At 43.2% G+C, this 24834-nt stretch carries 22 protein-coding genes and 2 pseudogenes; 9 read left to right on the top strand and 15 right to left on the bottom strand.

Annotated features, from left to right (window positions below):
* The 5 genes from AZH43_RS15210 to AZH43_RS15190 all read right to left on the bottom strand — a co-directional run.
* A partial coding sequence (locus tag AZH43_RS15210; protein WP_171254488.1) for an isocitrate lyase/phosphoenolpyruvate mutase family protein occupies positions 1–510 on the bottom strand: 510 nt, incomplete at its 3' end.
* Positions 511–550: 40 nt separating this feature from the next.
* Positions 551–2182 carry a long-chain fatty acid--CoA ligase gene (locus AZH43_RS15205; protein WP_067671352.1) on the bottom strand — a complete coding sequence of 544 codons (1632 nt, stop codon included), beginning with the start codon at positions 2180–2182 and terminating at the stop codon, positions 551–553.
* Between the two features lie 377 nt (positions 2183–2559).
* Positions 2560–3585, bottom strand: coding sequence for an AraC family transcriptional regulator (locus tag AZH43_RS15200; RefSeq protein WP_067671349.1), 1026 nt, complete (start codon positions 3583–3585; stop codon positions 2560–2562).
* 129 nt (positions 3586–3714) lie between these two features.
* Entirely contained in the window at positions 3715–5550 is a 1836-nt protein-coding gene (locus AZH43_RS15195; RefSeq protein ID WP_067671346.1) for a DUF1302 domain-containing protein, read from the bottom strand.
* 363 nt (positions 5551–5913) lie between these two features.
* On the bottom strand, positions 5914–6498 hold the full coding sequence (locus AZH43_RS15190; RefSeq protein WP_067671343.1) for an RBBP9/YdeN family alpha/beta hydrolase: 585 nt from the start codon (positions 6496–6498) through the stop codon (positions 5914–5916).
* Positions 6499–6843: 345 nt separating this feature from the next.
* On the opposite strand from AZH43_RS15190, the gene AZH43_RS18945 reads away from it, so the two are divergent.
* From AZH43_RS18945 to AZH43_RS15180, 3 genes and pseudogenes are all read left to right on the top strand, one after another.
* Positions 6844–7176, top strand: a complete 333-nt coding sequence (locus tag AZH43_RS18945; protein ID WP_227509828.1) for a hypothetical protein — start codon at positions 6844–6846, stop codon at positions 7174–7176.
* Positions 7166–7408, top strand: a pseudogene (locus tag AZH43_RS18940) (OmpW family outer membrane protein); the annotation flags it as partial. The gene AZH43_RS18945 and the pseudogene AZH43_RS18940, both read left to right, overlap by 11 nt.
* 335 nt (positions 7409–7743) lie before the next feature.
* A complete protein-coding gene (locus AZH43_RS15180; protein WP_067671340.1) occupies positions 7744–8757 on the top strand; it encodes an AraC family transcriptional regulator in 1014 nt (337 codons plus the stop codon).
* A 198-nt stretch (positions 8758–8955) separates the two neighbouring features.
* Here AZH43_RS15180 and AZH43_RS15175 read toward each other — a convergent pair whose 3' ends face one another.
* From AZH43_RS15175 to AZH43_RS15145, 7 genes are all read right to left on the bottom strand, one after another.
* Entirely contained in the window at positions 8956–9966 is a 1011-nt protein-coding gene (locus AZH43_RS15175) for a YeiH family protein (RefSeq protein ID WP_067671337.1), read from the bottom strand.
* A gap of 10 nt (positions 9967–9976) precedes the next feature.
* Positions 9977–10303, bottom strand: coding sequence for a Rieske (2Fe-2S) protein (locus AZH43_RS15170; RefSeq protein ID WP_067671334.1), 327 nt, complete (start codon positions 10301–10303; stop codon positions 9977–9979).
* On the bottom strand, positions 10300–10956 hold the full coding sequence (locus AZH43_RS15165; RefSeq protein ID WP_067671331.1) for a DsbA family oxidoreductase: 657 nt from the start codon (positions 10954–10956) through the stop codon (positions 10300–10302). Before AZH43_RS15165 ends, AZH43_RS15170 begins: the two co-directional genes overlap by 4 nt.
* Positions 10956–12278 (bottom strand): MFS transporter, encoded by a 1323-nt coding sequence (locus tag AZH43_RS15160; RefSeq protein WP_067671328.1) that lies wholly within the window; start codon positions 12276–12278, stop codon positions 10956–10958. Before AZH43_RS15160 ends, AZH43_RS15165 begins: the two co-directional genes overlap by 1 nt.
* A gap of 129 nt (positions 12279–12407) precedes the next feature.
* Complete coding sequence (locus AZH43_RS15155; RefSeq protein WP_067671325.1) at positions 12408–13460, bottom strand: BKACE family enzyme; 1053 nt, start codon at positions 13458–13460, stop codon at positions 12408–12410.
* Between the two features lie 60 nt (positions 13461–13520).
* Positions 13521–14369: a TauD/TfdA dioxygenase family protein gene (locus tag AZH43_RS15150; RefSeq protein WP_067671322.1), complete on the bottom strand. Its 849-nt coding sequence runs from the start codon at positions 14367–14369 to the stop codon at positions 13521–13523.
* A 12-nt stretch (positions 14370–14381) separates the two neighbouring features.
* Entirely contained in the window at positions 14382–15368 is a 987-nt protein-coding gene (locus AZH43_RS15145) for a quinone oxidoreductase family protein (RefSeq protein ID WP_067671319.1), read from the bottom strand.
* Between the two features lie 287 nt (positions 15369–15655).
* On the opposite strand from AZH43_RS15145, the gene AZH43_RS15140 reads away from it, so the two are divergent.
* The 3 genes from AZH43_RS15140 to AZH43_RS15130 all read left to right on the top strand — a co-directional run bounded on the left by AZH43_RS15140 (position 15656) and on the right by AZH43_RS15130 (position 18095).
* Positions 15656–16549 (top strand): LysR family transcriptional regulator, encoded by an 894-nt coding sequence (locus tag AZH43_RS15140; RefSeq protein WP_067671316.1) that lies wholly within the window; start codon positions 15656–15658, stop codon positions 16547–16549.
* A gap of 189 nt (positions 16550–16738) precedes the next feature.
* Positions 16739–17443 carry a CoA transferase subunit A gene (locus AZH43_RS15135; RefSeq protein WP_067671313.1) on the top strand — a complete coding sequence of 235 codons (705 nt, stop codon included), beginning with the start codon at positions 16739–16741 and terminating at the stop codon, positions 17441–17443.
* A 4-nt stretch (positions 17444–17447) separates the two neighbouring features.
* The gene (locus AZH43_RS15130; RefSeq protein ID WP_067671310.1) at positions 17448–18095 is read left to right on the top strand and encodes a 3-oxoacid CoA-transferase subunit B; all 648 of its coding nucleotides are present in this window, start codon (positions 17448–17450) and stop codon (positions 18093–18095) included.
* 398 nt (positions 18096–18493) lie between these two features.
* Here AZH43_RS15130 and AZH43_RS15125 read toward each other — a convergent pair whose 3' ends face one another.
* The 3 genes from AZH43_RS15125 to catM form a co-directional block, all read right to left on the bottom strand.
* Positions 18494–19858 carry an MFS transporter gene (locus AZH43_RS15125; protein WP_227509826.1) on the bottom strand — a complete coding sequence of 455 codons (1365 nt, stop codon included), beginning with the start codon at positions 19856–19858 and terminating at the stop codon, positions 18494–18496.
* Positions 19859–20280: 422 nt separating this feature from the next.
* Positions 20281–21546, bottom strand: a complete 1266-nt coding sequence (locus AZH43_RS15120) for an OprD family outer membrane porin (RefSeq protein ID WP_067671304.1) — start codon at positions 21544–21546, stop codon at positions 20281–20283.
* Between the two features lie 294 nt (positions 21547–21840).
* Positions 21841–22758 carry a cis,cis-muconate-binding transcription regulator CatM gene (gene catM, locus AZH43_RS15115; RefSeq protein ID WP_067671301.1) on the bottom strand — a complete coding sequence of 306 codons (918 nt, stop codon included), beginning with the start codon at positions 22756–22758 and terminating at the stop codon, positions 21841–21843.
* 103 nt (positions 22759–22861) lie between these two features.
* Here catM and AZH43_RS15110 point away from each other — a divergent pair, with 103 nt between their 5' ends.
* The 3 genes and pseudogenes from AZH43_RS15110 to AZH43_RS18570 form a co-directional block, all read left to right on the top strand.
* Positions 22862–23971 carry a muconate/chloromuconate family cycloisomerase gene (locus AZH43_RS15110; protein WP_067671298.1) on the top strand — a complete coding sequence of 370 codons (1110 nt, stop codon included), beginning with the start codon at positions 22862–22864 and terminating at the stop codon, positions 23969–23971.
* 15 nt (positions 23972–23986) lie between these two features.
* Positions 23987–24277, top strand: a complete 291-nt coding sequence (catC, locus tag AZH43_RS15105; RefSeq protein ID WP_067671295.1) for a muconolactone Delta-isomerase — start codon at positions 23987–23989, stop codon at positions 24275–24277.
* 118 nt (positions 24278–24395) lie between these two features.
* Positions 24396–24587, top strand: a pseudogene (locus AZH43_RS18570) (dioxygenase); the annotation flags it as partial.
* Positions 24588–24834: the final 247 nt, after the last annotated feature.

The following is a 24834-nucleotide window of genomic DNA, read 5'->3' as shown; positions in this document are numbered from 1 at the left end:
CACGGCCTGCAGGCCTTCTTTCTGCAAGGCGTCCGTACGCGCCATCACCACAAAGTTTGAATCTGTTTTTGCATCAACCGCGGATTTGATGCGGTCAACCATTTCCTGCTGCGTCACGATTTCTTTGTTCGGACGGTGGCCGCAGCGCTTCTGCGCAACCTGGTCTTCAATATGTACAGCAGCGGCGCCGGCGGCGATCATTTGCTTGACGCTGCGCGCGATGTTGAATGCGCCGCCCCAGCCGGTGTCGATATCGACCAGCAGCGGGGTGTCTACGCGTTCTGTGATACGGCGGACATCTTCTAAAACGTTATCCAGACTGGTCATGCCTAAATCAGGCAAGCCATAAGAGTAGTTCGCGACACCGGCACCCGAAACATAAATGGCTTTGTAACCCACCTGTTTGGCCATCATGGCTGCATAAGCGTTGACTGTACCGATGATTTGTAATGGTTTTTCCACTTCTAGAGCTTGTCTAAATCTTAAACCTGCAGACGTTTGTTCTGTCATATTCCTTTCCTTGAACATCGATTAAATAAAATTAAAAAAATTACTCCTTTGCCAATAAAACTGAGCCATAGACTTCACGTAAATCTTTTTTCAGTACTTTGCCTGTACCGCCGACAGGAATTGAATCCACAAAAATAACTTTGTCAGGAATTTGCCATTTGGCAATTTTATCGGTGAAAAAAGCTAAAATTTTATCTTCCGTAATTTGGCTGGATGCAGATTTTTTCGCAATTAAAACCGGCCTTTCGTCCCATTTTGGATGCACGGCAGCAATAACGGCCACCATATCAACTTCAGGATGCGCGATTGCAATATTTTCCAGCTCAACAGATGAGATCCATTCCCCGCCTGACTTAATCAAATCTTTCGAACGGTCACTGATGGCCATATAGCCGTCTTGATTAATGGTGGCCATATCACCTGTATCAAACCAGCCGTCTTCTGTTAACGCATGGCTGAACTGATTAAAATACGACTCAACAATCCAATGCCCTTTAATCTGTAAATGCCCTGTTGCATGGCCATTTCGCGGCAATTCATCATTGCTATTTTCCTGCCCGCAAATGCGGATATTGACACCAAAGGGCGGACGGCCTTGTGAAAACCGAAGCTGAAACTGTTCTGATTCATCAAGTTCTAAATGCTTGGCTTTGAGCTGGTTAATCACGCCGACTGGGCTGGTTTCAGTCATGCCCCAAGCATGGATCGTTTCACATTGAAATTCGTCTTTAAACGCCTGCGCCATCGATGGCGGACAAGCCGCACCGCCTACAACATTGCGCTGCAAGCTTTTCAGCTGAGAGCCCGAATTTCGGGCAGCTGTTAACAGCCCTTGCCAAATGGTCGGCACGCCTAAAGCATTGGTTACTTGATATTCATCAATAAGCTGCACCAAGCTTTCGCCATCCAGCATCGGTCCCGGCAGAACCATGCTGCACCCTGCCATCGCGGCGGCATACGGCGTCCCCCATGCATTGACATGGAACATGGGAACGACGGGTAAAATCCGATCTTGGGCTGAAAAATTAAAAGAATCCGGCAAACAGGTGGCATAGCTATGCAGCACAGTTGAACGGTGGCTGTATAAAACCCCTTTAGGATGCCCAGTCGTTCCTGAGGTATAGCACAATGAACTGGCTTTAGATTCATCCAGTTCCGGCCATTCAAAATCCGCAGATTGGCCTTCGATTAATTCGTCATAGAACAGCACTTCGGGAAAAGCTGTCTGAATTTTTTCGTCATAGCCATCCAAGCAAATAAAATATTCGACATAGGGAAGTGTTTTTTTAATCGACAGGACTAAATTAAGAAAAGTTTTATCAAAAATCAGAGTTTTATCATTGGCATCGTTAATAATATACGTCAGCTGTTCTGGAAAAAGCCTTGGATTAATCGTGTGGCAAATTAACCCGCTGCCTGAAATGCCATACCATGTTTCTAAATGGCGGTGATTATTCCATGCCAGTGTCGCAATTCTGTCGCTCACGGTAAAACCAAAAGACTGCAGTACATTGGCAAAGCGTTTAGAGTTTCGGGCAATCTGCCCCCAAGAACTATGGGTGATTGAACCGTCAGTATTTTTTGAAATAATGGCAGTGTCAGCATGATAAATTACCGCATGCTCTATGAGACTGCTGATCAATAAAGGCTGAAACATCATATTTCCAATCATCAAAACATCCTTATTTAAAATCTTTTTTAGACTTATTGTTGAAGATCCGCAGCCTGTTAGCCCAGTGATCGGTTTTTAAATTACCGTTTTTTCTGATTTGGTTTTTGTCTTTTGGTTGTCATGTTTTGTCATTTCGTCACTTATAAACCAAAAATAATTACAACTATAATTATTTGTTTTTATTAATTATTTATACGAATAATCCATATTATAAAAATAAATATGTAAAAAAGCTTGATCAACACATGCAGCATTTTTGAATATTGTTAAATAATGAATTGAATCTAAGAGATACATAAAGCACAGAAGAAAATGTCGATGCGAAAAGCCAAGAAAAGCACAGCGCATCACAACAATGAAATACCCTTAAACCATGTTTAAAGATGGATATTTATACGCCGCCAACGCCCTGGGGTAATGCCATACCAGCGTTTAAACGCGCGGGTAAAATTAGCCTGATCGTCGTATCCAACCTGATTTGCCACCTCAATAATCATTAATTTTTTATTTTTTAATAATTTAACTGCAATTTTTTTCCGTGTAGCCTCCAACAGCGATTCAAAATTCGTTTGGTGCCTATTTAAATATCGGTACAGCGTAAAACGGTGCATAGAAAAATATTCAGCGACCCGCTCAACATTACAATTGCGGTGCGGCAACAGCTCTTCAATAATTTTACAAATTTGGCTGATCATATCCGCATGATCATGGCTTTTCAGTTCGGAAAGATGCTGATGTAAAAATTGATCCAGCTGCTGATCATGCCCTGCTCTTTTTTGATCCAGCAGCTCTTCAGGAAATAAAATTTCATGCTGGGATTGGCCAAACCAGACAGGACAGCCAAAGACTTTTTCATACAAAAGCGCACATTTTGGCTTCGGATAAGAAATGCGCACCAAAGACGGCCGCCAGGATTTGCCCAAAATCAGCTCTACAATAGACACCATAGCGACTAAATAAGCCGTTTGATACTGCTCTTTTCCTGGAATATCGCCATCAATATGCATGCAAATACGGGCATAACCTTGATCTTCCTGTAAGTCTAATTTTTGGCCTCTGTACCACATACTGCCGTAATTAAAGAGATTCTGCATGGCGTCGCGCATGGTGGCTGCATTCAGCACTAAAAAACGCAAAGGGCCAATATTTGCAAACTGCGCTTTGCCTCCAATCAGCAAGCCTAAATGGTCACAGCCTGTTAATTCTTGCGCAGCCTGAAAAATACGGCCCTGCGTCTGCAGAGAAATCGGCAGCAGATTATTTTTAAGATCCTCAACTTGAATTGAAAATTGATTAAATACCATCTGAGCATCCACGCCATGCTCCTGTAAATAATTCGCAATCAGATTTAAAATCCCGATCGGATTTGAAATCTCTTGCAAATCTGAAGTGCTACTGTACATATCAACCTCGGACTTAAATCAATAAACGGCTATTCAATCAATGTTTTATTTACTTTACAGACAGCCATACCACCCGCACATGGCTGTTAAATGCTGCGGTCACAAACCGATTCAGCATTCAAAAACAAATCAGAAACTCGTTTTAAACACCAGTGAAGCAAAATCACGGTCATCTAAAATACTGAATTCATTGTTCCCGAAGAAATTTGTATAGGCAATTTCAGCAGTATATTTCTTTTGATATGTTGCAGAGACCCCCATAGAAATTGCCATTTGACCTTCTTGAAAGTTTGGACCGTAACCATATACATCATGACGGAACATCAGACTCGGCGACACTGTCGTTTGGGGAAGTAAATTGCTGTAATTCAATGCTCCACGCAAACGGTAACCAGCTGACCACTCTCCAAAAAAGCCGTCATCATTACAGTATTTTGCATTCATATCCTGAATATCGTCATCAGGCAATTGACCTGTTTTAGGCGCAATACAGTACGTATTCACATCAGCCGGATCATAAGCGCCTGTTGACAAGCCACTGCGCCCAAATGCGCCGCTGCGGCCAAAATTATATTTATCCGTATCGCCAATATGGTTGACACCCAGCTCACCGATTACGGATAAGGCGCTTGCTCCAAGCACATTCGGAATCATGTTTGCAGCGCCCAGTGTAAACTGCGTTACCGGCACACGCGCAAAACCATTGATTCGCTCACCCAATGCTAAGGTTTCATCAGGTCTGGTCAAAGGCGTATCAGGGAATAAAGCCTGCGCATAAACCATATCAGTACTGTTAAAGTGCAGCGGCATATTCGGCTTATAATTCAATTCGCTAAAAATAGCCGTCGTGCCGGCTTTAGCCGTGAAACTAAGGCCGTACATTTCAATATCTTCAGGATAAACTGAAAGAATTCTGGCGGTATGATAGTTTGCCGCGCCTGGCGCTGATACAACCACACCGTCAAAATGCAGAATGCGGCTGTGATAATTTGCATAATAAGCGCCAAGTTCGGCATTATTGAGACTTGGAATGGTTTTCTTAACCGCAAAACCAAATTGACCATTATCTTTTGCATATTCACTTGGCAAACGCGCTACAGTAAAATCCAATGGGCCATTCACCGCCTGATCTGTGGTAAACCCCGGCCCGCCAATTAAAAGCGGTCCGCAGTTTTCTGCAAACACATCCGACACTTCAAAGAAAGTACCGCAGCCATCAATAACTGACGGTCTAAATTTAAATTGATAGAAACCTTCGACTTTCAGTGTGTCATTCAAGTCAGCAGCAAAAGAAAACATCTCTACTGGAATAACTCGCTCCTTGACGTCACCGCCGGGACGATTCATCCCTGCATAGTCAAACGCGCTTACTGAGTTTAAACCGTTTTGAAAGAATTGAGATTTCCCCCAATTCAATGCATGTTTACCAAGTTTTACATTTAAATTTTTTGAATGATCAAAGTCGAATGTTTTCCAGATATAGGCATCCCACAGGTCTATGCCTTTATATTTAGCAAGGCGCGGCCAAGCCGAATCATCAAATGCTGTAAAATCGCCATGGCCTATTTCATAGGCATGGTCATACCAATATTTAGCACTCAGCACCGCGCCTTGCCGCTGGCCTTCTAGACGAACTTCGGTTAAGCCTCTGAATATTTGCGAAATCGGATCACCTTTTTCAAAATTGGCACGGCCATTATCACCATTAATATCGATGCCAGTGCCGGCTTTACCAATACTTTGCGCATCCGGCTTGTAAAGCATAAATGGATCAGCGCCTTCGGTACTCCAGCTTTGCCCGATACTCACGCTGGTATTGGTTTCTAATTTCCATTGATCATTCAAAGCATAACTTGCGGCCTGAGCATGAGAAACACTCAAGATTAATCCCATGAATATGCTCAGTTTGGTCATTTGTGTTTTTGGAAAATCATATGTCTTCTTTTTTACAGCTTTACTGACCATATCATCTCCATATCGATATGATTTATCTGTTCATTATTGAATTATTACTGCCTTGCAATTGAATAAAACCAGATCAGCATCTCTTATGTTTCTAATCCATTCCATTGTTTTTAAATGCAGTTTTTATTCGCTCATTTAGTCTTTTTTGCCCAAGCTATCCTTTAGCTCGAGATTTAAACTACCTGTTCTTAAATGAGCGGTTTTGTCATCTGGTCATCAAAATTAGTCATTCCGTCACTTGCTGTTAAATCTTTTTCAGCCGTGCTTTTTTCCTTTTAAATTGCCAGCAGGCGTCTTTGCGCTATAAAAACCTACAGACAGAAACTGCGTATTTATTATAAAAAATAAATAAAATTTAATTATTTAAATATTTTCCATATTTACTGCATCCAGCTGCGCAATTAGCTGCTCAGCCATAGGCCAAGAGCCAAAACCAGCGGCAGGATTCAGATGCCCCACTGCGCCGGCGTTTACCAGCTGACTTCCCCATACTTTCGCCATCTGCTCTACCTCATCAAACTGCGCTAAATGATCATTGGTGCTGGCTACGACAATGCTTGGAAAAGGCAGCTTTTGATTTGGCAAAGGACTCCATCCTTCCTTTTTCAATAGATCTGGACTCGGGTAATTTGCAGGCCAGCTTTGCGAAAGGTCTGGCGGTGCAACCAGCAAAGCGCCCTGAATATCATGCTGATGCTGTACAGCCCAATGCAGCGTCATCAATACACCCGCACTATGCGCCACTAAAATAACTGGACCTTGAATTTTTTCCAGCTCTGCCTGAATCCGCGCCACGCGGTTTGCACAATTCAGTTGATCTATTTCTGCAGGCGCTACAGAACGGACTTTGGCTAAGCGCGATTCAAGCAGCGTCTGCCAGTGTTCAGCAACGTGATCCCGCAAGCCGGGAATAATTAAAACGGTCGCCTGTGTAAATATCTTTTCCATTTGTCTACCTATAAAGCCTTTATGCATTACCATTCCTTGGGATAAGGCCTGTTCTTATTCAACATAAATTGACGGGACTCGGGGCGATATACACTGAACGACACTTATTTATCTTTTGATGACAAATCATTTAATTAATAATTTTAAAGGTCAATTTTTTTTAAATATAAACTATTGATTTAAAATAATTAATTATAAAAAGATGTTAAATAAAAAGAACTAATGCATGTTTTTCCTAGAGTTATGCCAATTGCTTAAAACAATTGCGGCTCTAATAATAGGCTTGAGTTTCGGAAAGGATCCGCTGAAACCATAAAAATAAATAGCAATCGTAAGGAAGTGAAAATGAGTCAAATCTATAAAATAGCCATGCCTTTTGCATGCTTGCTGTCTGCGAATTTAGCTTATGCGGATTCGGTAAACTATAAGCGCTGGGCCGTCAGTGCCGGCTGGATGCATGTCATGCCTCAAGGCAAAGCCAATTCTACTCGTGTTACTACTGCTGTCGAAGAAGGCGGCAGCTACGGCGTCGGATCATTGTGGGGCAGTGATCTTGGAGAATATTCAACCAACGCTGATGATATCAAAGGCATGGGCGGCCTTTTGCTCAAATCATTTATCAAAAATGGCCAAACCAATCCCGACTATAAAGTGCCCTCAGGCCTTAGCCACGCCTGAGGTAAAAGTAAAAACCAGTGATGATTTTGCTCCTGTCTTTACCGCAGGTTTTACTTATGACTTTACAGACCGCTGGTTTACTACCGGCTCACTCAGCTATATGCCTAACTTCAACAACGTCGCTACAGTGACCGTGACTGATACCTCGACAGGCAAAGAACTCATTAAGTCCACCACAAAGATTGATCTGGACCCATTAGTGACTTATGTCGGGGTTGGTTACCGCTTCTAATTGATAGACAATACCTTGCGGTTTATTCAATCATCAATTGCGCATAGTGCTTTTAAAAGCTAGAAACCATGGCTGCTGATATTCAGGGCGATAGATGTTTATAGCAGATAAAGTGATTTTATCTGCGACGCATTGAATGATTTAATTTTAAGGCTGATTCTTATTCAATATAAGAATCAGCCCTTTTCATTTCTTTTTTTGCTGCTGGCAGAATCAGGGAAATTCCAGAAATACAAGCAGTTTCATTTGATGAGAAACATCTCTTTTATAAGCGGTTTATATTGGTTATAAATAAGATCATCCAGGATGGCTGATTAAAAGACAGGGAGAAATTGATGGTCCCACTTGCTCACACGGCTGTACTCAAAAATTATTTTGATGTCAGCCAGCGCCTAGACCTTAATCCATATCAGTTATTATCCAGTGCAGGAATTTATCCTGCGCTTTTGAATGATTATAAACAGCGTATTCCAGTCGATAAAGCCATCTGTTTACTCGAACAATCTGCGCTCACCAGCGGCTGTGAAACATTCGGCCTGCATATGGCGGAACAGCGTCAAATTGCAGATTTTGGCGAGCTCAGCCTGTTATTAAGCTATCAGCATACACTGCGCGACGCGCTGCAAACGATTGTGAGATACCGCAACATCATCAACAATGCGCTAGAAATGTGCCTTGAAGAAGTTGGAAATACCGTCATTATTCGAATAGAAGTGATTTCTGAATTTTCAGGCTATAGCCGGCAAGCCATTGAGCTGGCTTTAGGCATTACGCATCGCTTCTGCGCCGCTTTACTGTCCCAAAAATGGCACCCTTTAAGTGTGCACTTTAGCCATAATGCCCCACAGGATATTGCCGTGCATCAGCGCATCTTTGGATGCCCTCTGGAGTTTGGCAGCGAGTTTAACGGCATCGTCTGCACCATTGCCGAGCTGGATAAAACCAACCCGCAGGCCAATACAGCCATGGCCGGTCATGCGCAGCGCTATTTGGATATAGATCTTTTACAGACAGAAAATGAATCGTCCATTATTTTTGACATCCGTAAAAGCATTTACCTGCTGCTGCCGATGGGCCGAGCCACCATCGCGCAAGTGGCGCATACGCATGGTGTCCATGTGCGCACACTGCAGCGCCGCTTAGAAGCATCAAAAACCAGTTTCAGTACTTTAGTGAATGATGTACGGCGGGTTTTAGTGTTCCGCTATCTGAAAAATCCAAATTATTCACTCGGGCAAGTATCCGATATTTTAGGCTACTCCATGCCCAGCTCTTTCACCCGGTGGTTCATCTGCCAATTTGGCATGTCGCCAATGGCTTGGCGCAATAATAATTTGAGCCTTCATTAACAGCGTTCAAAACCGCGCATTGTACAAAATGCCATGAAAAATGACGGCGCTGGAATGTGTGCATTTTTGATGCACTGTTTTTAAATGCAGGTCATGACTCACATAACTGAACACTTATAAAAAACCATCAACTTTTCCGGCCAGCAGTACACGCCTGCCAGCCGGAAAAGTTGATTCATTAAGATTTACAGGTCGAAACTAAAACAGCCAATGCATCAGGCTAAGAACCAGCAGCACTAGAAAAATACTCTCAGCCACCATAAACAGTACAGGCTTAATGCCTACTGTCGCCAATTCTTTAAATTGAGTCTTCATACCTAGCGCACTAATTGAAATAATCAGGCACCAGCGTGACAGTTCGTTGATACCGCCTTGCACCAAGGCTGGCACCCATCCCGTACTATTGATGCAGGCAAGAATTAAAAAGCCGACCGCAAACCATGGCAATAATGGCGGACGCTGACCATTTGACTCAGTTCCCTGCATCCGCGTAATCATGGCGGCGCATACAATAACGGGCAGCAGCATAGCAACGCGCATGAGCTTCACCACAGTGGCAGTATCCCCTGTTTCTGTCGACATGCTGTAGCCTGCGCCAACAACTTGCGCAACATCATGAATAGTTGCGCCTAAAAATATCCCTGCCTCTTGAGGAGACAAATCCAGCCATTGCGCAATCATCGGATAAACAATCATGGCAATGGTAGATAGCGCAGAAACCCCAATCACCGTAAATAATGTCGCTTTTTCTTTCTGCGGATGATTGGGCAGCGCAACCGATAAGGCCAAAGCCGCTGAAGCGCCGCAAATCGCGGTTGCACCGCCTGTCAGCATGCCAAAAAGCCGCTGAAAGCCAATGAGCTTTGCCACCACAATAGACACAGAAATGGTTACGAAAATGAGTGTGATGACTAAAGCGACTGGCTGCCAGCCCAGTGCTGTGATCTGCTCCAAAGTAATGCGCATGCCTAATAATGCAATGCCGATACGCATGACAGTACGCGCAGTAAACTCAATACCGGCTTTGCACCGCCCTTCAACCGATAAAAAACTCAGTCCCATTCCCAGCAGCAAAGCAAACAGCATGACGGGCGCGCCATAATGCTCGGATAAAAAGCTGGCTGCCGCTGCGGCAACCGCACTCACGGTGAAACCCGGCGCAATTTCACGAGCCCGCTGCGTCAGATTCATTCTTTTCATGAAAGGCATATGACTCGAACTATTCATGCCGATCTCCTTCATCCAATACAATGAACAACTGCTCTCCGACAGCTTCTACAGCGTATGCAGGCACTTTAAACTGATCTGAATTCACCATGTAACCGCTGCTGAGGTCAAAACGCAATCCATGCGCACCGCACCGAATCGTACAGCCTTCTAATTTTCCGCTAAATAAAGACGCTCCCTGATGAGGGCAGCGGTCATCAATTGCATAGAACTGCTCATTGATGTTAAACAGCACAATAAATTTATCGCCGGCTTGAAGAAAGGCCCGCTCACCCAAGCGTGGCACTTTCTCTTGCGGCACTTCAAAACGCAATGTCATACCGCCTGTCCTTGTACCGCAAGCGCATCAAGCATCGCTTTATACAGCGCATCTGCAGGATGTGCGCCCGCCATCGCAAAACTGCCATCAAAAACAAAGTACGGTACGCCTTTCCCGCCGGTATCTTTAGACACAAAGGAAATGCTTGGGCTGGCCAAAATACTGTTGACGGTTTCTTCTGAATAGCCGCAGTACATGGCGATTTTACGCAGCACAGCAGATTCGCTGATATTTTCAGAATGATGAAAATATGCTGAAAACAGGCCTTCCAAAAGCCTTTCACTTTGTTCAGGGCTTGATATTTTTAAAGCATTGACAAATAAGCTATGCGCTTTTGCAGTATTCGGCATGCGGTAAATACGCTCAAAATCGATATCCACATCTACCGCCCTAGCCGCTTGACGCACTTGCGCCTGACGCATCCGCATTGCCGTGACACTGCCCAATCTTTTTAAATAAAACGCTTCAAAAGGAACGCCATCTATTGGAATTTGCGGCAGCAGCTGCACGCCTCTCCAGCGCAGCAACACCTCAACATCTGGGTGGCTGTGCGCCAGCTGCTGAATAGCATTTTGCAACTGACGTTTTCCAATGAGGCACCATGGGCAAATGAAGTCAAAAAATACATCTATAGGCAATTGGCGTTTCATGATTAATTCTCCCTATTCTGTTCAGGGTTCTGTACTAATGCAGGTAAATGCGCGCGTTCCATATCGCGGTGGTAATGCCGTTTGGCATAAAAGAACACAGCAGCAGCTGCGATACTCACTAAGGGCATGAGCTGAAAGGCATGATGCAAGCCAATAATGTCAGACACTTTGCCTACCACAAGCGGCCCAAGCGCAAGTCCTAAGAAGTTATTGGCCAAAGTAAGTGTCGCAAAAGCGGTGCCATGCACAGAATTATGCGTTAGATTCGCCACCATTGCGCTGGATGGGCCATTGGTGCCCAACGCGAGGAACATGCCTAAACAGATCAGTATGAGCTGAAGCGTTCCTGCTTCTAAAGCAAAAGCCGTCATTAATAAAACACAGCCGCCTAAGCAGTAAATGATGGCCAGAAGCACTTTACGGTCTGGACGGTCTTTGCCTAAACGGTCGCAAAGCATGCCGCATAAAATTGTGCCAACTGCGCTAAAAAGAACAATCACAGCTGCCGTGATGCCCGCCTTATCTGTGCTCATTCCGTAATAGCGGTTTAGATAACTGGGCATCCACACAATCACCGTCCCGCCGACAAACAACTGCAAACCGCTGGCAATATATGTCGCAACTACAGACCGGCTGGAGTACAAGCTTCTTAGCGGGCTTTTTGCAGGTTTAATTTTCTGCCCGCTTTCATCTTTTAACCGCGGTGAAGCAATTCTTTTTTCTTTAACGACTATTGGATAAAGCAAAGCTAAAACCAAGCCAAATACAGCCATGCCGCCAAAAGCCCAGCGCCAGCCAAAATGTTCAGCCATGACTCCGCCAAGCGACATGCCCAGAAAAGAGCCAAATACGCCGCCCGCCATAAAAGCGCTCGCCAATGTTGCGCGCATTTCTCTGGGGAACACAGCCACCACCACAGCAATACCTACACTGCCATACGCCGCTTCGCCGACACCAACCATAAAGCGCGCAAAAAACATCTGTTGATAATTTTCTGCGACAGCACAGCCTAAAGTTGCCAAGCTCCAAAGCACCGCCATCAGCGTTAGGCTTTTAACCCGTCCAAAACGGTCTGCCATTAAGGATAAAGGCAGCGTCAGCAACCCCACCATCAAGGCAACAATTCCGCTTAATAGCCCCAGCTGGCTGTCAGTCAAGGCCCATTCACTTTTAATTAAAGGAAAGACCGCATTCAGCACCTGTCTAGACATATAGTCAGAAATCAGCAGGCCGAAGGTTAGAGCGAAAACCATCCAAGCATAACGGCGTGGAATGCCGATTGATGTATCTGCACTGCTCGCAGACACATATTGATGTGCACCCATACAACCTCCATGTACTTTTTATAATTGGTATTGATCTGTTTTGAACAAGAACTGGCGCCATCTATCAGCAGCACAGCCCTTGTTTTTTCATTATTGAAACAGGCCAAAATTCCGTTTGGCCCATCTGTGCTATTTACGCTGCGGCACACCTTTCTGACCTGCCTGACGGTTTGGCGCCATGCCATTGGCCAGCAGCGTTTCTTCGATGCTGCTGTATTGCACGCCAATACGGTAAATGTCACGCGCTTCTTTGCCATTCGCCACTTCACGGCCTAATTCATGCGCAATACGGACAGTCTGCTCAATTTGCTGCACAGACGAAAAACGCTGACCGCGATGATCGATAATGGTGTCTTCATTGCCTACGCGCGCGTGCAAACCCATCGCCATGGACATGGTATTGAATGGCAATACGTTCTTCAGCAAAGATTCCGAAGTCAGCGTACAGCCATCCGGCACGCGATGAATAAAGTTAAAGAAGTTAAATGGATTTGGCCCATCAAAACCGCCACCAATGCCGATCCAAGTCAAATTCATTGGCCCCATATACAGCCCTTTACGCACCATGCGCTCTAGGGTTTCTAAGCCATGCATGCCCGTCAATTGAAAGTGCGGCTGAATGCCATTTTGGCATAGGCGCTTTAAGTGCTCAGTCAGCCATGCAGGACCTGCAGGCACCGTCATTTCCGCATAGGCAGCTTGAATTGCAGGATGTTCTAATGATGTGCCTTTTAAATATTCTGGATAAAGCAGTTCCATAATATTCATTTGCGTCGTGTTCACGGCAACCGTGACTTGATCCGGTTTTGGAGTCAGTTCAGCCAACATGTGCCGGGTATCATCGCTCAGCCAAAGCGCAGCCTCGCCTTCACTTTCTGGCGCAAAGGAAATAGACCCTCCGACCTGAATAATCATGTCAGGAACCGCTTCGCGTACGCCGGCAATCAGTTCATTAAACTTGGACAGGCGCTTTGAGCCTTTGCCATCCAGTTCACGCACATGCAAATGTAAAACTGAAGCGCCTGCTTCGTAGCAGTCGACTGCTTTTTGAATCTGCTCATCCATAGTTACCGGAATATCTTCCGGAAAATCTTCCGGCATCCATTCTGGGCCATACGGCGCAACAGTAATTACCACTTTTTCCATATTTTCTGGGTGCAGCGAATCATCAAAGAATTGCATGTGCATGTCCTTTTGTCTTTTATAAATATTAAATTGAATAAAATCTGCTGGTTTTAAAACCTAGTACGTCGCATCACCAATAATGCCTGCCCGCTCCATTTTGCGGTGACATGCGGGATAATCCATCACGGCATAATGCTGCGTGCTGCGGTTGTCCCAAATGGCAATGCTGTTTGGCTTCCAGCGCCAGCGCACTTGGTACTCTGGAACATAGGCTTGGGAAATCAAATAGCGCAGCAGGTCTGAAGCGCCCGGATTGGCATCTTGCCCATAGCGCACAAATTCCTTGGTATGAAAATTACTGAAATGCGTCGTAAAAGCATTTACATATAAAATTTTCTCTCCCGTTTCCGGATGAGTCCGCACTACCGGATGCTCTGCATCGGGATACTGTGCTTTAAGCGCTAAACGCTTTTCAGTAGGCATAGCCGCGCCGAAACTGGCTTCAATACTGTGATAGGCGCGCAAGCCGGCAATTTTAGTTTTGATTTCTTCCGGCAGCTTTTCATAGGCCAAAGCCATGTTGGTCCACATGGTATCACCGCCCACTGGCGGACATTCAATACAGCGGAGCACACAGCCCATTGGCGGGGCTTTGCGCCAGCTCGCATCGCTGTGCCACGCATTTTCATAGCGGTCGATCGGGCTGTCTGGATTTTTATAGATTTGCACTAAACCCGGATGATCGGGATGGCTGCCGACTGCGGGATGATCTTCCAGCTGCCCAAAACGCTCAGCAAAAGCGACATGCTCCGCCCGCGTTAAATTTTGATCCCTTAAAAATAAAACCCGGTGTTTGAGTAAATGTGTGCGGATTTCAGCAAATAAATCATTATCATGAATTGCATCCGCCAAGCTTATCCCGCTTAATTCTGCACCTATATTGCAGCTTAACTGTTCAATTTGCATAAGAAATCCTTTTCAAATTACAAAAATTGATGATCCTGTTGTTCTACGCGCTTCTAAATCACGGTGTGCCTGAACTGCATCCTTCAGTTCATAGCGCTGATTAATTTCAATTTTAATTCGGCCATTTAAAACATGATCAAACAGCTCATTGGCCAGCTCTTGCTTTTCAGCAGGGTCTGCAATGTAATCTGCCAGTGCTGGGCGGGTAATGTACAGGGAGCCTTTCATTGCCAGCAAAACCGGATTGAATTCTGCAATAGGGCCTGACGCTGTTCCCACACAGACCAATAAACCGCGGCGTTTTAAAGAATCCAGTGACGCCATGAAGGTATCTTTACCCACGCTGTCAAAAACAACGTTTACGCCAATGCCATCCGTCAGTTCGCGCACCCGTTCAGCAACATTTTCATGACTGTAATTAATGACATGGTCGCAGCCGTGAGCGCGGGCGATGGCTGCTTTTTCTTCTGAAGATGTCGTGCCGATGACGGTTAAACCCAGCAGCTTTGCCCATTGTGAAACAATTAATCCCACACCGCCTGCTGCTGCATGCAAGAGAATCGTGTCACCTGCTTTAAAAGGATAGATCCGGCGCATTAAATAGGCTGATGTTAAACCGCGCATGGTCATAGCCGCTGCAGTTTCACAGGAAATGCCTTCTGGCAGCTTGATCAATACATCTGCGGCAATTAATCGGGCGGTGCTGTATGCGCCTAAAGTATTTAAAAATCCCGTATAAGTCACGCGATCTCCGACTTGAACATTCGTAACGCCTTGGCCCACAGATTCAACCACACCCGCGGCTTCTACTCCCATGCCATTCGGCAGCGGGATCTGATACGTGCCATTGCGGAAATAAGTGTCTGCATAATTCAAACCGACCGCTTCATGGCGCAAACGCACTTGCCCTGCCGCCGGCTCTCCTACGTCTATATCTTCATACTTCATTACTTCAGGTGCCCCTGTTTCATAGAAGCGTATTGCTTTATTCAATGTCATTTTACTGTCCATGCTGTGTATTTTTATTCAGTGCTTCTAAAGCATGCACCCAAACTACAACACTCAGAATCCACTTCACTTTACATAACACGACAGGCACTTAGCATTTTGCGACAAATCAATTGAAGTATTTCAGATAAACTATTCATCTATTTCCTATTAGAATTATTTTATCTTTCCAATGAATAGGTTAAGCATTTGACTCTCTTTAGTTGAGTAGACATTTTCTATACAGCCACTCATTTATCTGGCAGATTTAACTTGAATGACTTCAGTGAAGCTAAAACATGACACTCAAACAATTGAAAGCTTTTTTAGCCCTAGCCCGTACGCTGAATTATGCAAATGCGGCAGAAGAACTTTACCTCAGCCAGTCTGCTCTCAGCATTTCCATCAAGACATTAGAAGAAGAGCTGGGCGGCAAACTGTTTAAACGCAATACCCGCCGTGTCGAAATTACCGCTGAAGGACTGTCCTTAATTCCTTATGCTAAAAAGCTCTTGGCCAATTGGGAAGATATGGAAAAGGATGTCAAACAGCGCTTTAAATTAAACCGCGGCACTTTGAATATTGCGTCTATGCCTTTTGCGACGCATGCCGTGCTTCCGGCAGTGATCTATGAGTTTTCACAGCGCCATCCCAATATCAGCTTTTCAATTCATGATGTGCCTAACGAAAAAATTATTGAAAAAGTACAGGAAGGAATTTTTGAAATTGGCATCTGCTTTCAGCCCAAATTCTGCGATCAGCTGGTTTTCCATTCCTTATTTCAGGAAGACTTTATTGGCATAGTTCCCAAAGATCATCCCTTAGCGCATCAGCAGCAAACCACATGGCAGCAGCTCTGTTCATCTCCGTTCATCACCCTGCAGAATCCATCCATCATCCGCCACGTCGTAGAAAAAAAATGCTTGGAAAATAATGCTGTTCTAGATTTAAAAGTTGAATGCCATCAAATCAGCTCACTGTCTCATTTTGTGGCTTATGGCATGGGGGTCAGCGCTATTCCTCGGCAATTTCAAAAATGCATAGATTTAAAACAGGTTACTGTCATTGAGATTTCAGATGTCAATGTGCAGTTGCAGCTGGGAATTATTTATAAAAAGGACTTTCAGCTTTCTCATATTTCATCTGAATTTATCGACATGATATTGACTCATCCCTTTTTCCCTCATCAATAGGCCCAATCACCGCGTGAACTTTATGCATTTTTTATAAAGTCATGGATGATGACTGGCTAAATGGAGACGGCAGCTGCCTATTTTCATGATCGATGATTTTTTTTCATTACACATTAAAAATAATCAATTTCTAAAAAATCCCCTTAGTGTGCTAATAATAAAAAATCTAGGAAAAGAAAGGTTCATCGGATGAATAAAGTTGCAGCCAGCGCACATGAGGCTTTAGCGGATATTGCCAGCAATAATCAAAGTATTGCGGTTGGAGGTTTCGGCTTATGCGGCATACCAGAACAATTGATTGATGCCTTAAAAGACATAGGCGCAACAGGCTTAACCTGTATTTCAAATAATGCCGGAACGGACGGTATTGGTTTAGGGAAATTATTGCAAACCAAGCAGATTAAAAAAATGATTGCCTCTTATGTCGGAGAAAATAAAGAATTTGAACGGCAGTTTCTTAGCGGTGAATTGGAAGTTGAACTGACACCGCAAGGCACGCTAGCAGAAAAATTGCGTTCAGGCGGTGCTGGCATTCCTGCATTTTTTACTCAAACCGGCGTAGGCACCCTCATTGCTGAAGGCAAAGAAGTCCGCCTGTTTAATGGTAAAGAATATCTCTTAGAACCGTCTTTAACCCCAGACATTGCATTAGTCAAAGCCTACAAAGCCGATAAAGCCGGTAATTTAGTGTTCAGAAAAACAGCGCGGAATTTTAATCCGGAATGTGCAATGGCTGGAAAAATTACGGTAGCGGAAGTCGAGATGATTGTAGAAATCGGCGAGATCGATCCGGATGATGTTCATTTACCTGGCATTTATGTCGACCGTATTGTCTTAAATGCAGCTCCTGTAAAGCATATTGAACAGAAAACACTTAAAGCAGCGGAGGCTTAATATTATGGCGTGGACACGTATTGAAATGGCGCAGCGGGCGGCCTTGGAACTTAAAGATGGCTTTTATGTCAATTTAGGCATTGGTCTTCCGACACTGGTTGCCAATTATATTCCGGAAAATGTAAATATCTGGCTGCAGTCAGAAAATGGCTTATTGGGCATTGGTGAATTTCCGACTGAAGAAACAGTCGATGCCGATTTAATTAATGCCGGCAAACAAACAGTCACCGCCCGTTCTGGCGCTTCATTTTTCTCAAGTTCTGAATCCTTTGCCATGATCCGTGGCGGGCATGTCAATATTGCAATTTTAGGTGCAATGGAAGTCTCGGAAAGCGGTGACTTAGCCAATTGGATGATTCCGGGGAAAAAGGTCAAAGGAATGGGCGGCGCAATGGATTTGGTCGCCGGCGTGCAAAAAATTGTTATCCTGATGGAACATACTGCTAAAGACGGCAGCCCTAAAATTTTAAAACATTGTTCACTGCCGCTCACAGGTAAAGGTGTTGTCAGCCGAATTATTACGGATTTAGGTGTCTTGGATATTACAGAAAAAGGCATTGAGCTGATTGAATTGGCACATGGCGTAACACAGGAACAGATTCAATCCGCGACAGGTGTTGAACTCATTACACATAATTACCAGGTTGCCTGAATCCGGTCAGCGGTCAGAGAAGTAACTGATGAATGATATTTCATACTTAAAGCTGAAATAAACTTATTCTGAAAATTTTCATGAATCGGTTCATCTGATATAAAAAAGCGAAATCATCATGATTTCGCTTTTCACAAATACATCTTGAATATATTTATATTTTCAACTCTCTAGCATCTATTTTAAAATTTAGCACTAATACATTAATACCCATTAATTAAAAATTTAACAAACAACTTATTTATTAATTAATTAATATTTTATTAAGAAATTACACCAAAATTTATAAATGCTAGATAATCAAATTCAAGGACCATCATCTCAAAAATCAAGAAAAATTATTTTAGTTTCAGAATTTTCAACCATAATAAAATCCCTAATTTAAGCTATTGCTTAATTTATGATTTCATCAGCTTTTTAGCTAAATAATCAGGGTTTAAAAATACCATGCTGATTAGGCCAGCAATAATCATATAAATCCCGATATATTCAAAGCCATGATTCATCCCAATAATAAGTTTTTCAGCCATTTCAGGTACCAGCGGAACACCTTTAGCTGGCTGTATATAGCCTGCGGCATCCATTAAATATCCCACCATAGTCGGTGAAACGATCCCGCCAATTGATGAGGTTGCAACCAAAGTCGCCATGACGGCCGCACGTTGCTTTGAACTCACACTGAAGCCGACGGCCATAGTCGCCAGCGGAAAACACATGGCAAAACCTGCCGCAACAGTGATCAGCAAGATACAAATTGCGCCGCTTAAGAATGGAATAAGATAAAAAGCAATGCCAGAAACAAATACCAGCAAACCAAAAACAAAGCCTAATGAAATATGAACTGTAGCGCCCTTTTTCATGAATATTCTAGAAAAATACCCCGCACCCGCTAGGCTAATTGCCCCTAGAATCCAAGGCAGGCTTGAAACTGCGGCAATAATCTCAGGCGAAAATGTACCAATTGAAGCAATATATTTCGGCGCCCATGTCGTTAAAAAACCCAATGACCAAAAACAGCCCAAGCCGGCTAAAAATGATGAAAGAAACATTTTTGAAAAAAAGATTCTAATAATCGGCACGATGGCTAAAACATCGACATACTTCACAATACTTTTACAATTCGGATCATATATTACCGGCACTGCCTGAATTTTCTGATCATTTTCTTTACTCTTGAAATGGCTATATGGGCCTTCTTTAGCCACTATCGCCCAAAGTACAGTCCAAATTAATCCGACCAAACCCAGAAAGCCGAATGCCCATCTCCAGCCTAAATCTGGATGCGCAATAATATAGGCAAGAATTGGGGCTGCAACCACAGGTCCAATGGTTGTACCGGATGCAACCAAACTGCTTGGAAAACCACGCGTTGACGGTTCGAACCAGCCCTGAACATGTGTTAATGAGATTGAAGAGGCAGGCCCCTCCGCAGCGCCAAGTACAATTCGGGTGACAAGGAGCGCCATTGCGCCTCCGCCCAGCAGCATTGGAAATTGCAAAACAGCCCAGCTAATGCCCATAACCAATATCAGCCATCTGGTTTGTACTTTTTCTGCAATAAATCCTACAATAATGCCGGATATAGCAAATAAGAAAAAAAATGAACTGCCAATAAAACCAAACTGCGTACTGGTCATTCCTAATTCAGACATAACCGATTCTGCCACCAGCCCCAATACAGCCTTATCCGCAAAATTAATCATTTGAAATAAAATCAGCAGCCCAGTAATTAACCATGCACGATTCAACGTTTGTTTAGACATTCCTCTTTTTGCATCTATTTCTGGCCGACTCACCTTCACATTCATTTTATCTTCCTTAATTTTTCACATATTAAGAGAGCATCTATTTAAAAGTCAAAATATAGGCTTTTTAAATAAATCTCCTTAAACTTCTTATCTAATTTATTTTTTACATAACAAAATTCTTATATATCTTGTCGAGATTTTAATTAAAATATTAATAACTCAAATAATCTAAAAATATTAATCGATAAGATTAAATACAAAGACCTCTAAAAATATTTTGATAGATTCATCAAAAAATTAGTAGAGGTCTAAATATTTTAGGTTATTTAATCTCTAGTACGGCATATGCCAAAATGCTGTGCTGAGCTTTAAAATGATGATCATCACTTAATTTCTACAGCAAAATTGCTCTATGCTTTCCTTTGTAATCGACAAATTTAGAATTTAAAGGTATAGCTCGTAATGATACGGTCTTCTACAAAATCTGTACCAGGAGTGTCTCCTGCGCCATATTTAATGTCCGCTCGAATATGTCTCCATTCCAAGCCTAAACCTTTCAGTTTTCCTTCAGGAACGGTGTAATTTACAATCACGTTCTTTTCAGTTTCTTTGTTGTCTTTAAAGCCCGGGCGGTATATTTCACTGCCGTTCAAATAACGCAGTCCTAATTTCAGCCCCGGAACACCCGCATTTTTAAAGTCATAGCTATATAATGCATGCCATGTCAGCTCTTTCGGTTTATAAAAAGCTAAGGTTGACCAGCTTTGCAGATAAGCTTGCGGTACATAGCCGGCTAATAGTGGAAGTGCATCATCCCCCATATTTTTCTGTATACCGGCAGTTAATGAGCTGCCGCCATTTTGAACTGTCGCTTGCAAACCTGCAGACTGAGCATCGATACTGCCAAAATAAGCATCGCCATCTTCTTTATAGTTAAAATAGCGGGCATCGACTTTTAACTTAGTCGCATTGATTTGCTCTGAATAAGCGGCATTCACATAATGCTGCTGATAAATATCTTCCAGCTGGCCAAACCAGTACGACCCAGAAATTTTTTGAGTGAAGTTATAATCTAATCCAAGAAAATTCATGCCGTCACTTTCTTTATTTGGATCTTTATTTCCACCTAGGCTCATTTTTCTAAATTCATCATCATCACGCGCATTAATATGCGTAAAGCGTCCCGCGGATATTTTCAGGTTTTTAATTTCCTTACTTTCAAGCATTGCGCCCGCAAAAGTTGTAATCAGCTGCCGTGAGTCATCCATAAACAGCACAGGTGTTTTTGGCAATAGCTCCCCTACTTTAAGTTCAGTGTTCTGGTACTTAAGCTTTAAAGTTGTCCCCAGTTTTAAGTAATCCCGCTCCTGACGTTTTTCAGCTTGGTCATACTTAAAAACTGTATCGAAACGCTCTTCATTATGGTCATTCAACCTTAGGGCATATTGAAAGCCAAGATCCAGGCCAAGCTGAATAGGCGTATCGGTATAGCCGGATTCAAAGCGCCCGCTAAGACCCTGTGACCAGCTGCCTATATCTTGATTTGTTCCTTCAAAATCGCGTTCAACATAAAAATTCCTGAGATAAACTGACTTCTGGCTGTCATCGAAAAAATTGGCGTGCGCGGCATTCAACCCAGCAATGCTAAAAAATGAAAATAGCACTGCTTGTTGAGCAGTACGTTTTGAAGATAAGCTATACATGGAAATCCTTTCCTACATCCGTATTGTTTTCCCATCCACTATGCAGACGCCATCGTTTTCCTGTCTGATATGGATGCTGACTTACCCCAATAGAAACTTTTTAATATTAAAATTTAAGATAATTTCAGAACTAAAAAGAAAAATTAGAATAACTCCAATTATTTGAATTATTAATGTAATTTTCCATATCTTATTAAGTATATAATCATACCTTTTCTATCATATTAATGTTGTTCAGAATGCATAGACAAAGAACTGAAGGAAGCCTGAATTTCTCCAGACTGTTAAATCGGCTTATATATCTTCAACATGAAGATCAATGTTTTCATTTTTAAAAACCTCTTGGATACAATCTAAGATTTTCGGAATGTAACTGCTCTGATCCATATTGCGCACGGATAAAGAAATCGGGCTATATGCTTCTAAATCCCGTATGGGGATATAAGCTAAATTTTTCATGCCAATATCACTGGCTGTTTCCGGTATCAGGCAAATGCCTTCTCCTGATGATACCAAGCCCAGCGCCATATGAATTTCACGCACTTCTATCAGCTTTTTCGGGACTAAGCCTAATTCTGTAAATATGCTCTGTACTGCCGTGGCAAAATTGGGTTTCGGGGTTTTTGGATAGGAAAAAATAGCCTCATCCAAAATTTGAGACAAATAAATGCCTGACTCAATAAATTCAGCTAAATGATGATTTTTATGAATAGCCAGCATTAAGCGCTCTTTCCTCAGCAATAGCCGCTTAATGGACGGATCCATGAGCCTCAGCCGGCCAAAGCCCAGATCTATTTTCCCGGCTTTAAGCGCTTCGATTTGATCCCGTGTGCCATATTCAATTAATTCAACATGCATATCCGGATTGCGTTGCCTGAATAAATAAATAATTTGCGGCAGCAAAGCGTAAAGTAAAGAACTGACATAACCGATGCGGACAGTCTGATCCACCGCATTGATCCGCTGCGCCATGGAAGTTGCCTGCGCCGTATGCGTTAAAATTTGAACAGCATGTTCATAAAAAAACATGCCTGCTTCTGTGGTTTTAACTGGACGGGAACCGCGTTCGAATAAAGTAATGCCCAGTTCTTCTTCCAGTTTTTGAATTTGCCGGCTCAAAGGCGGCTGCGCAATGCATAACTTCTCTGCAGCTTTAGTAATGCTCTGCTCTTCTACCACGGTAACAAAATAACGAAGATGTCTTAATTCCATTTAACATACCTTATAAGTATCTAAAAATACCAATTTAGCTATAGTTAAGGATATTACATTAAATTAGGGTATATAAATGATTTAATGTATAAGAATATGGAAGATGTATAAAACGATAGAAACATTGCTTGTCGAAATTCCTACCATCCGTCCGCATAAGATGGCTGTAGCGACGATGCAGACACAAACCCTGGTTTTGGTCAAAATTACCACCAGTGACGGTTTCATCGGATGGGGTGAAGCCACCACCATTGGCGGTTTAGGTTATGGTGAAGAAAGCCCTGAAAGCATTAAAGCCAATATTGACACATATTTCAGCCCACTGCTGAAATCACTGTATGGACTAAATATTGCACAGACCATGCAGACCATAAAAAGGAATATTAACGGCAACCGGTTTGCAAAATGCGCCATACAAACGGCCTTATTAGATATTCAAGCCCAGCGTTTAGGGTTGCCGCTGAGTGAAATTTTAGGCGGGCGCTTACGTGACAGCATTCCTGTGCTTTGGGTATTGGCATCGGGCAATACAGAAAAAGATATTGCTGAGGCGCAGAAAATGATTGAGGCGAAACGCCATAACATTTTCAAACTTAAAATTGGTTCTCGCCCAGTTGAGGCCGATATTGAACATGTACTGGCCATTAAAAAAGCGCTGGGGCAAGGCATTTCAATTCGGGTTGATGTCAATCGCGCATGGTCTGAATTGGAAGCAATTAAAGGAATTCAAATGCTGCAAGACGGCGGCATTGACCTGATCGAACAGCCTTGCGCTATTGATAATATTGATGCCATGCAGCGTCTCACCCGCAGGTTTGATATTGCCATTATGGCAGATGAATCCTTAATGGGACCAAACAGTGCCTATCAATTGGCTAAGTGCAACGCAGCCTCTGTTTTTGCAGTTAAAGTCGCGCAATCCGGCGGCCTGCTCGAAGGCTGTGAAGTTGGGAAAATTGCCAAACTCGCAGGCATTGATTTATACGGGGGCACAATGCTGGAAGGCCCTGTCGGCACGATAGCTTCTGCACATGCATTTTCAACATTTGACAATCTGGCATATGGAACTGAGCTGTTCGGTCCATTATTGCTGACAGAAGAAGTCTTAAAGAAACCGCTTCAATACCAAAACTTTGAATTGCAGATACCTCAAAGCGCCGGTCTAGGTATTGAGGTGGATGAAAACAAGATTGATCACTTACGCCGTCTGTAATTAAAGGAGCTGAGAATGCTTTTCCAAGTCCGCATGGATGTGCATATCCCATTAGATATGCCAAACGAGCAAGCCAATGAAATTAAAACTGTAGAAAAAGCCTACTCACAGGAATTACAGCGCCAAGGCAAATGGCGCCATATTTGGCGTGTAACCGGACAGTATTCAAACATCAGTATTTTTGATGTAGAAAGCAATGAAGAACTGCACAACATTTTGCAAGGCCTTCCGCTTTATCCTTATATGAATATTGAAGTAATGGCGCTTAACCGCCACCCTTCTTCCATTCGTGAAGACGATAGCTGATTTTCAATCATACACACAGCCCATTTTTTGGGCGCGTAAACAAGGAATGTGATTAAAGCGCCAGCTGAACGTAAGCCTTAAAATCACAAAGAAAACTGCATACTCAAGGAGAAAAAGTATGAACCGTCAAGAAATTGATCAATTAGTAAAACAAATGAATGTCGATACGGCTACAGGGCCAGTTGATGCACGTGTACAGCAAATTGTTGTCCGTTTATTGGGGGATCTATTTCAAGCCATTGAGGATTTGGATATTTCTCAAACTGAGCTTTGGAAAGGCTTAGAATATTTTACCGATGCAGGCCAAGCCMACTSTKWYYYWACWMKACGCYSTKMYGATTTAATTGTCTTTGGTTCTACACAAGGCTTATTGCATATTGTGCGTGCTGGAAAAACGAGAACTGATTCAGATGCCGGCAAGGAAGTCTTTACTTTTATGCCAACTGAAATGGTTGATGGGCAATCTCAGGGATTCCTGAACCAAACTCAGCAAGGAAGTGATTTAAAATAAAGAGGTGMCCATGGTGAAAGACAGCGCAAAACTGATGGYYTCAGAC

This window comes from Acinetobacter pragensis, from assembly GCF_001605895.1.
Classification (GTDB): Bacteria; Pseudomonadota; Gammaproteobacteria; order Pseudomonadales; family Moraxellaceae; genus Acinetobacter; species Acinetobacter pragensis.
This window is presented reverse-complemented; position numbering and strand designations above follow the sequence as displayed.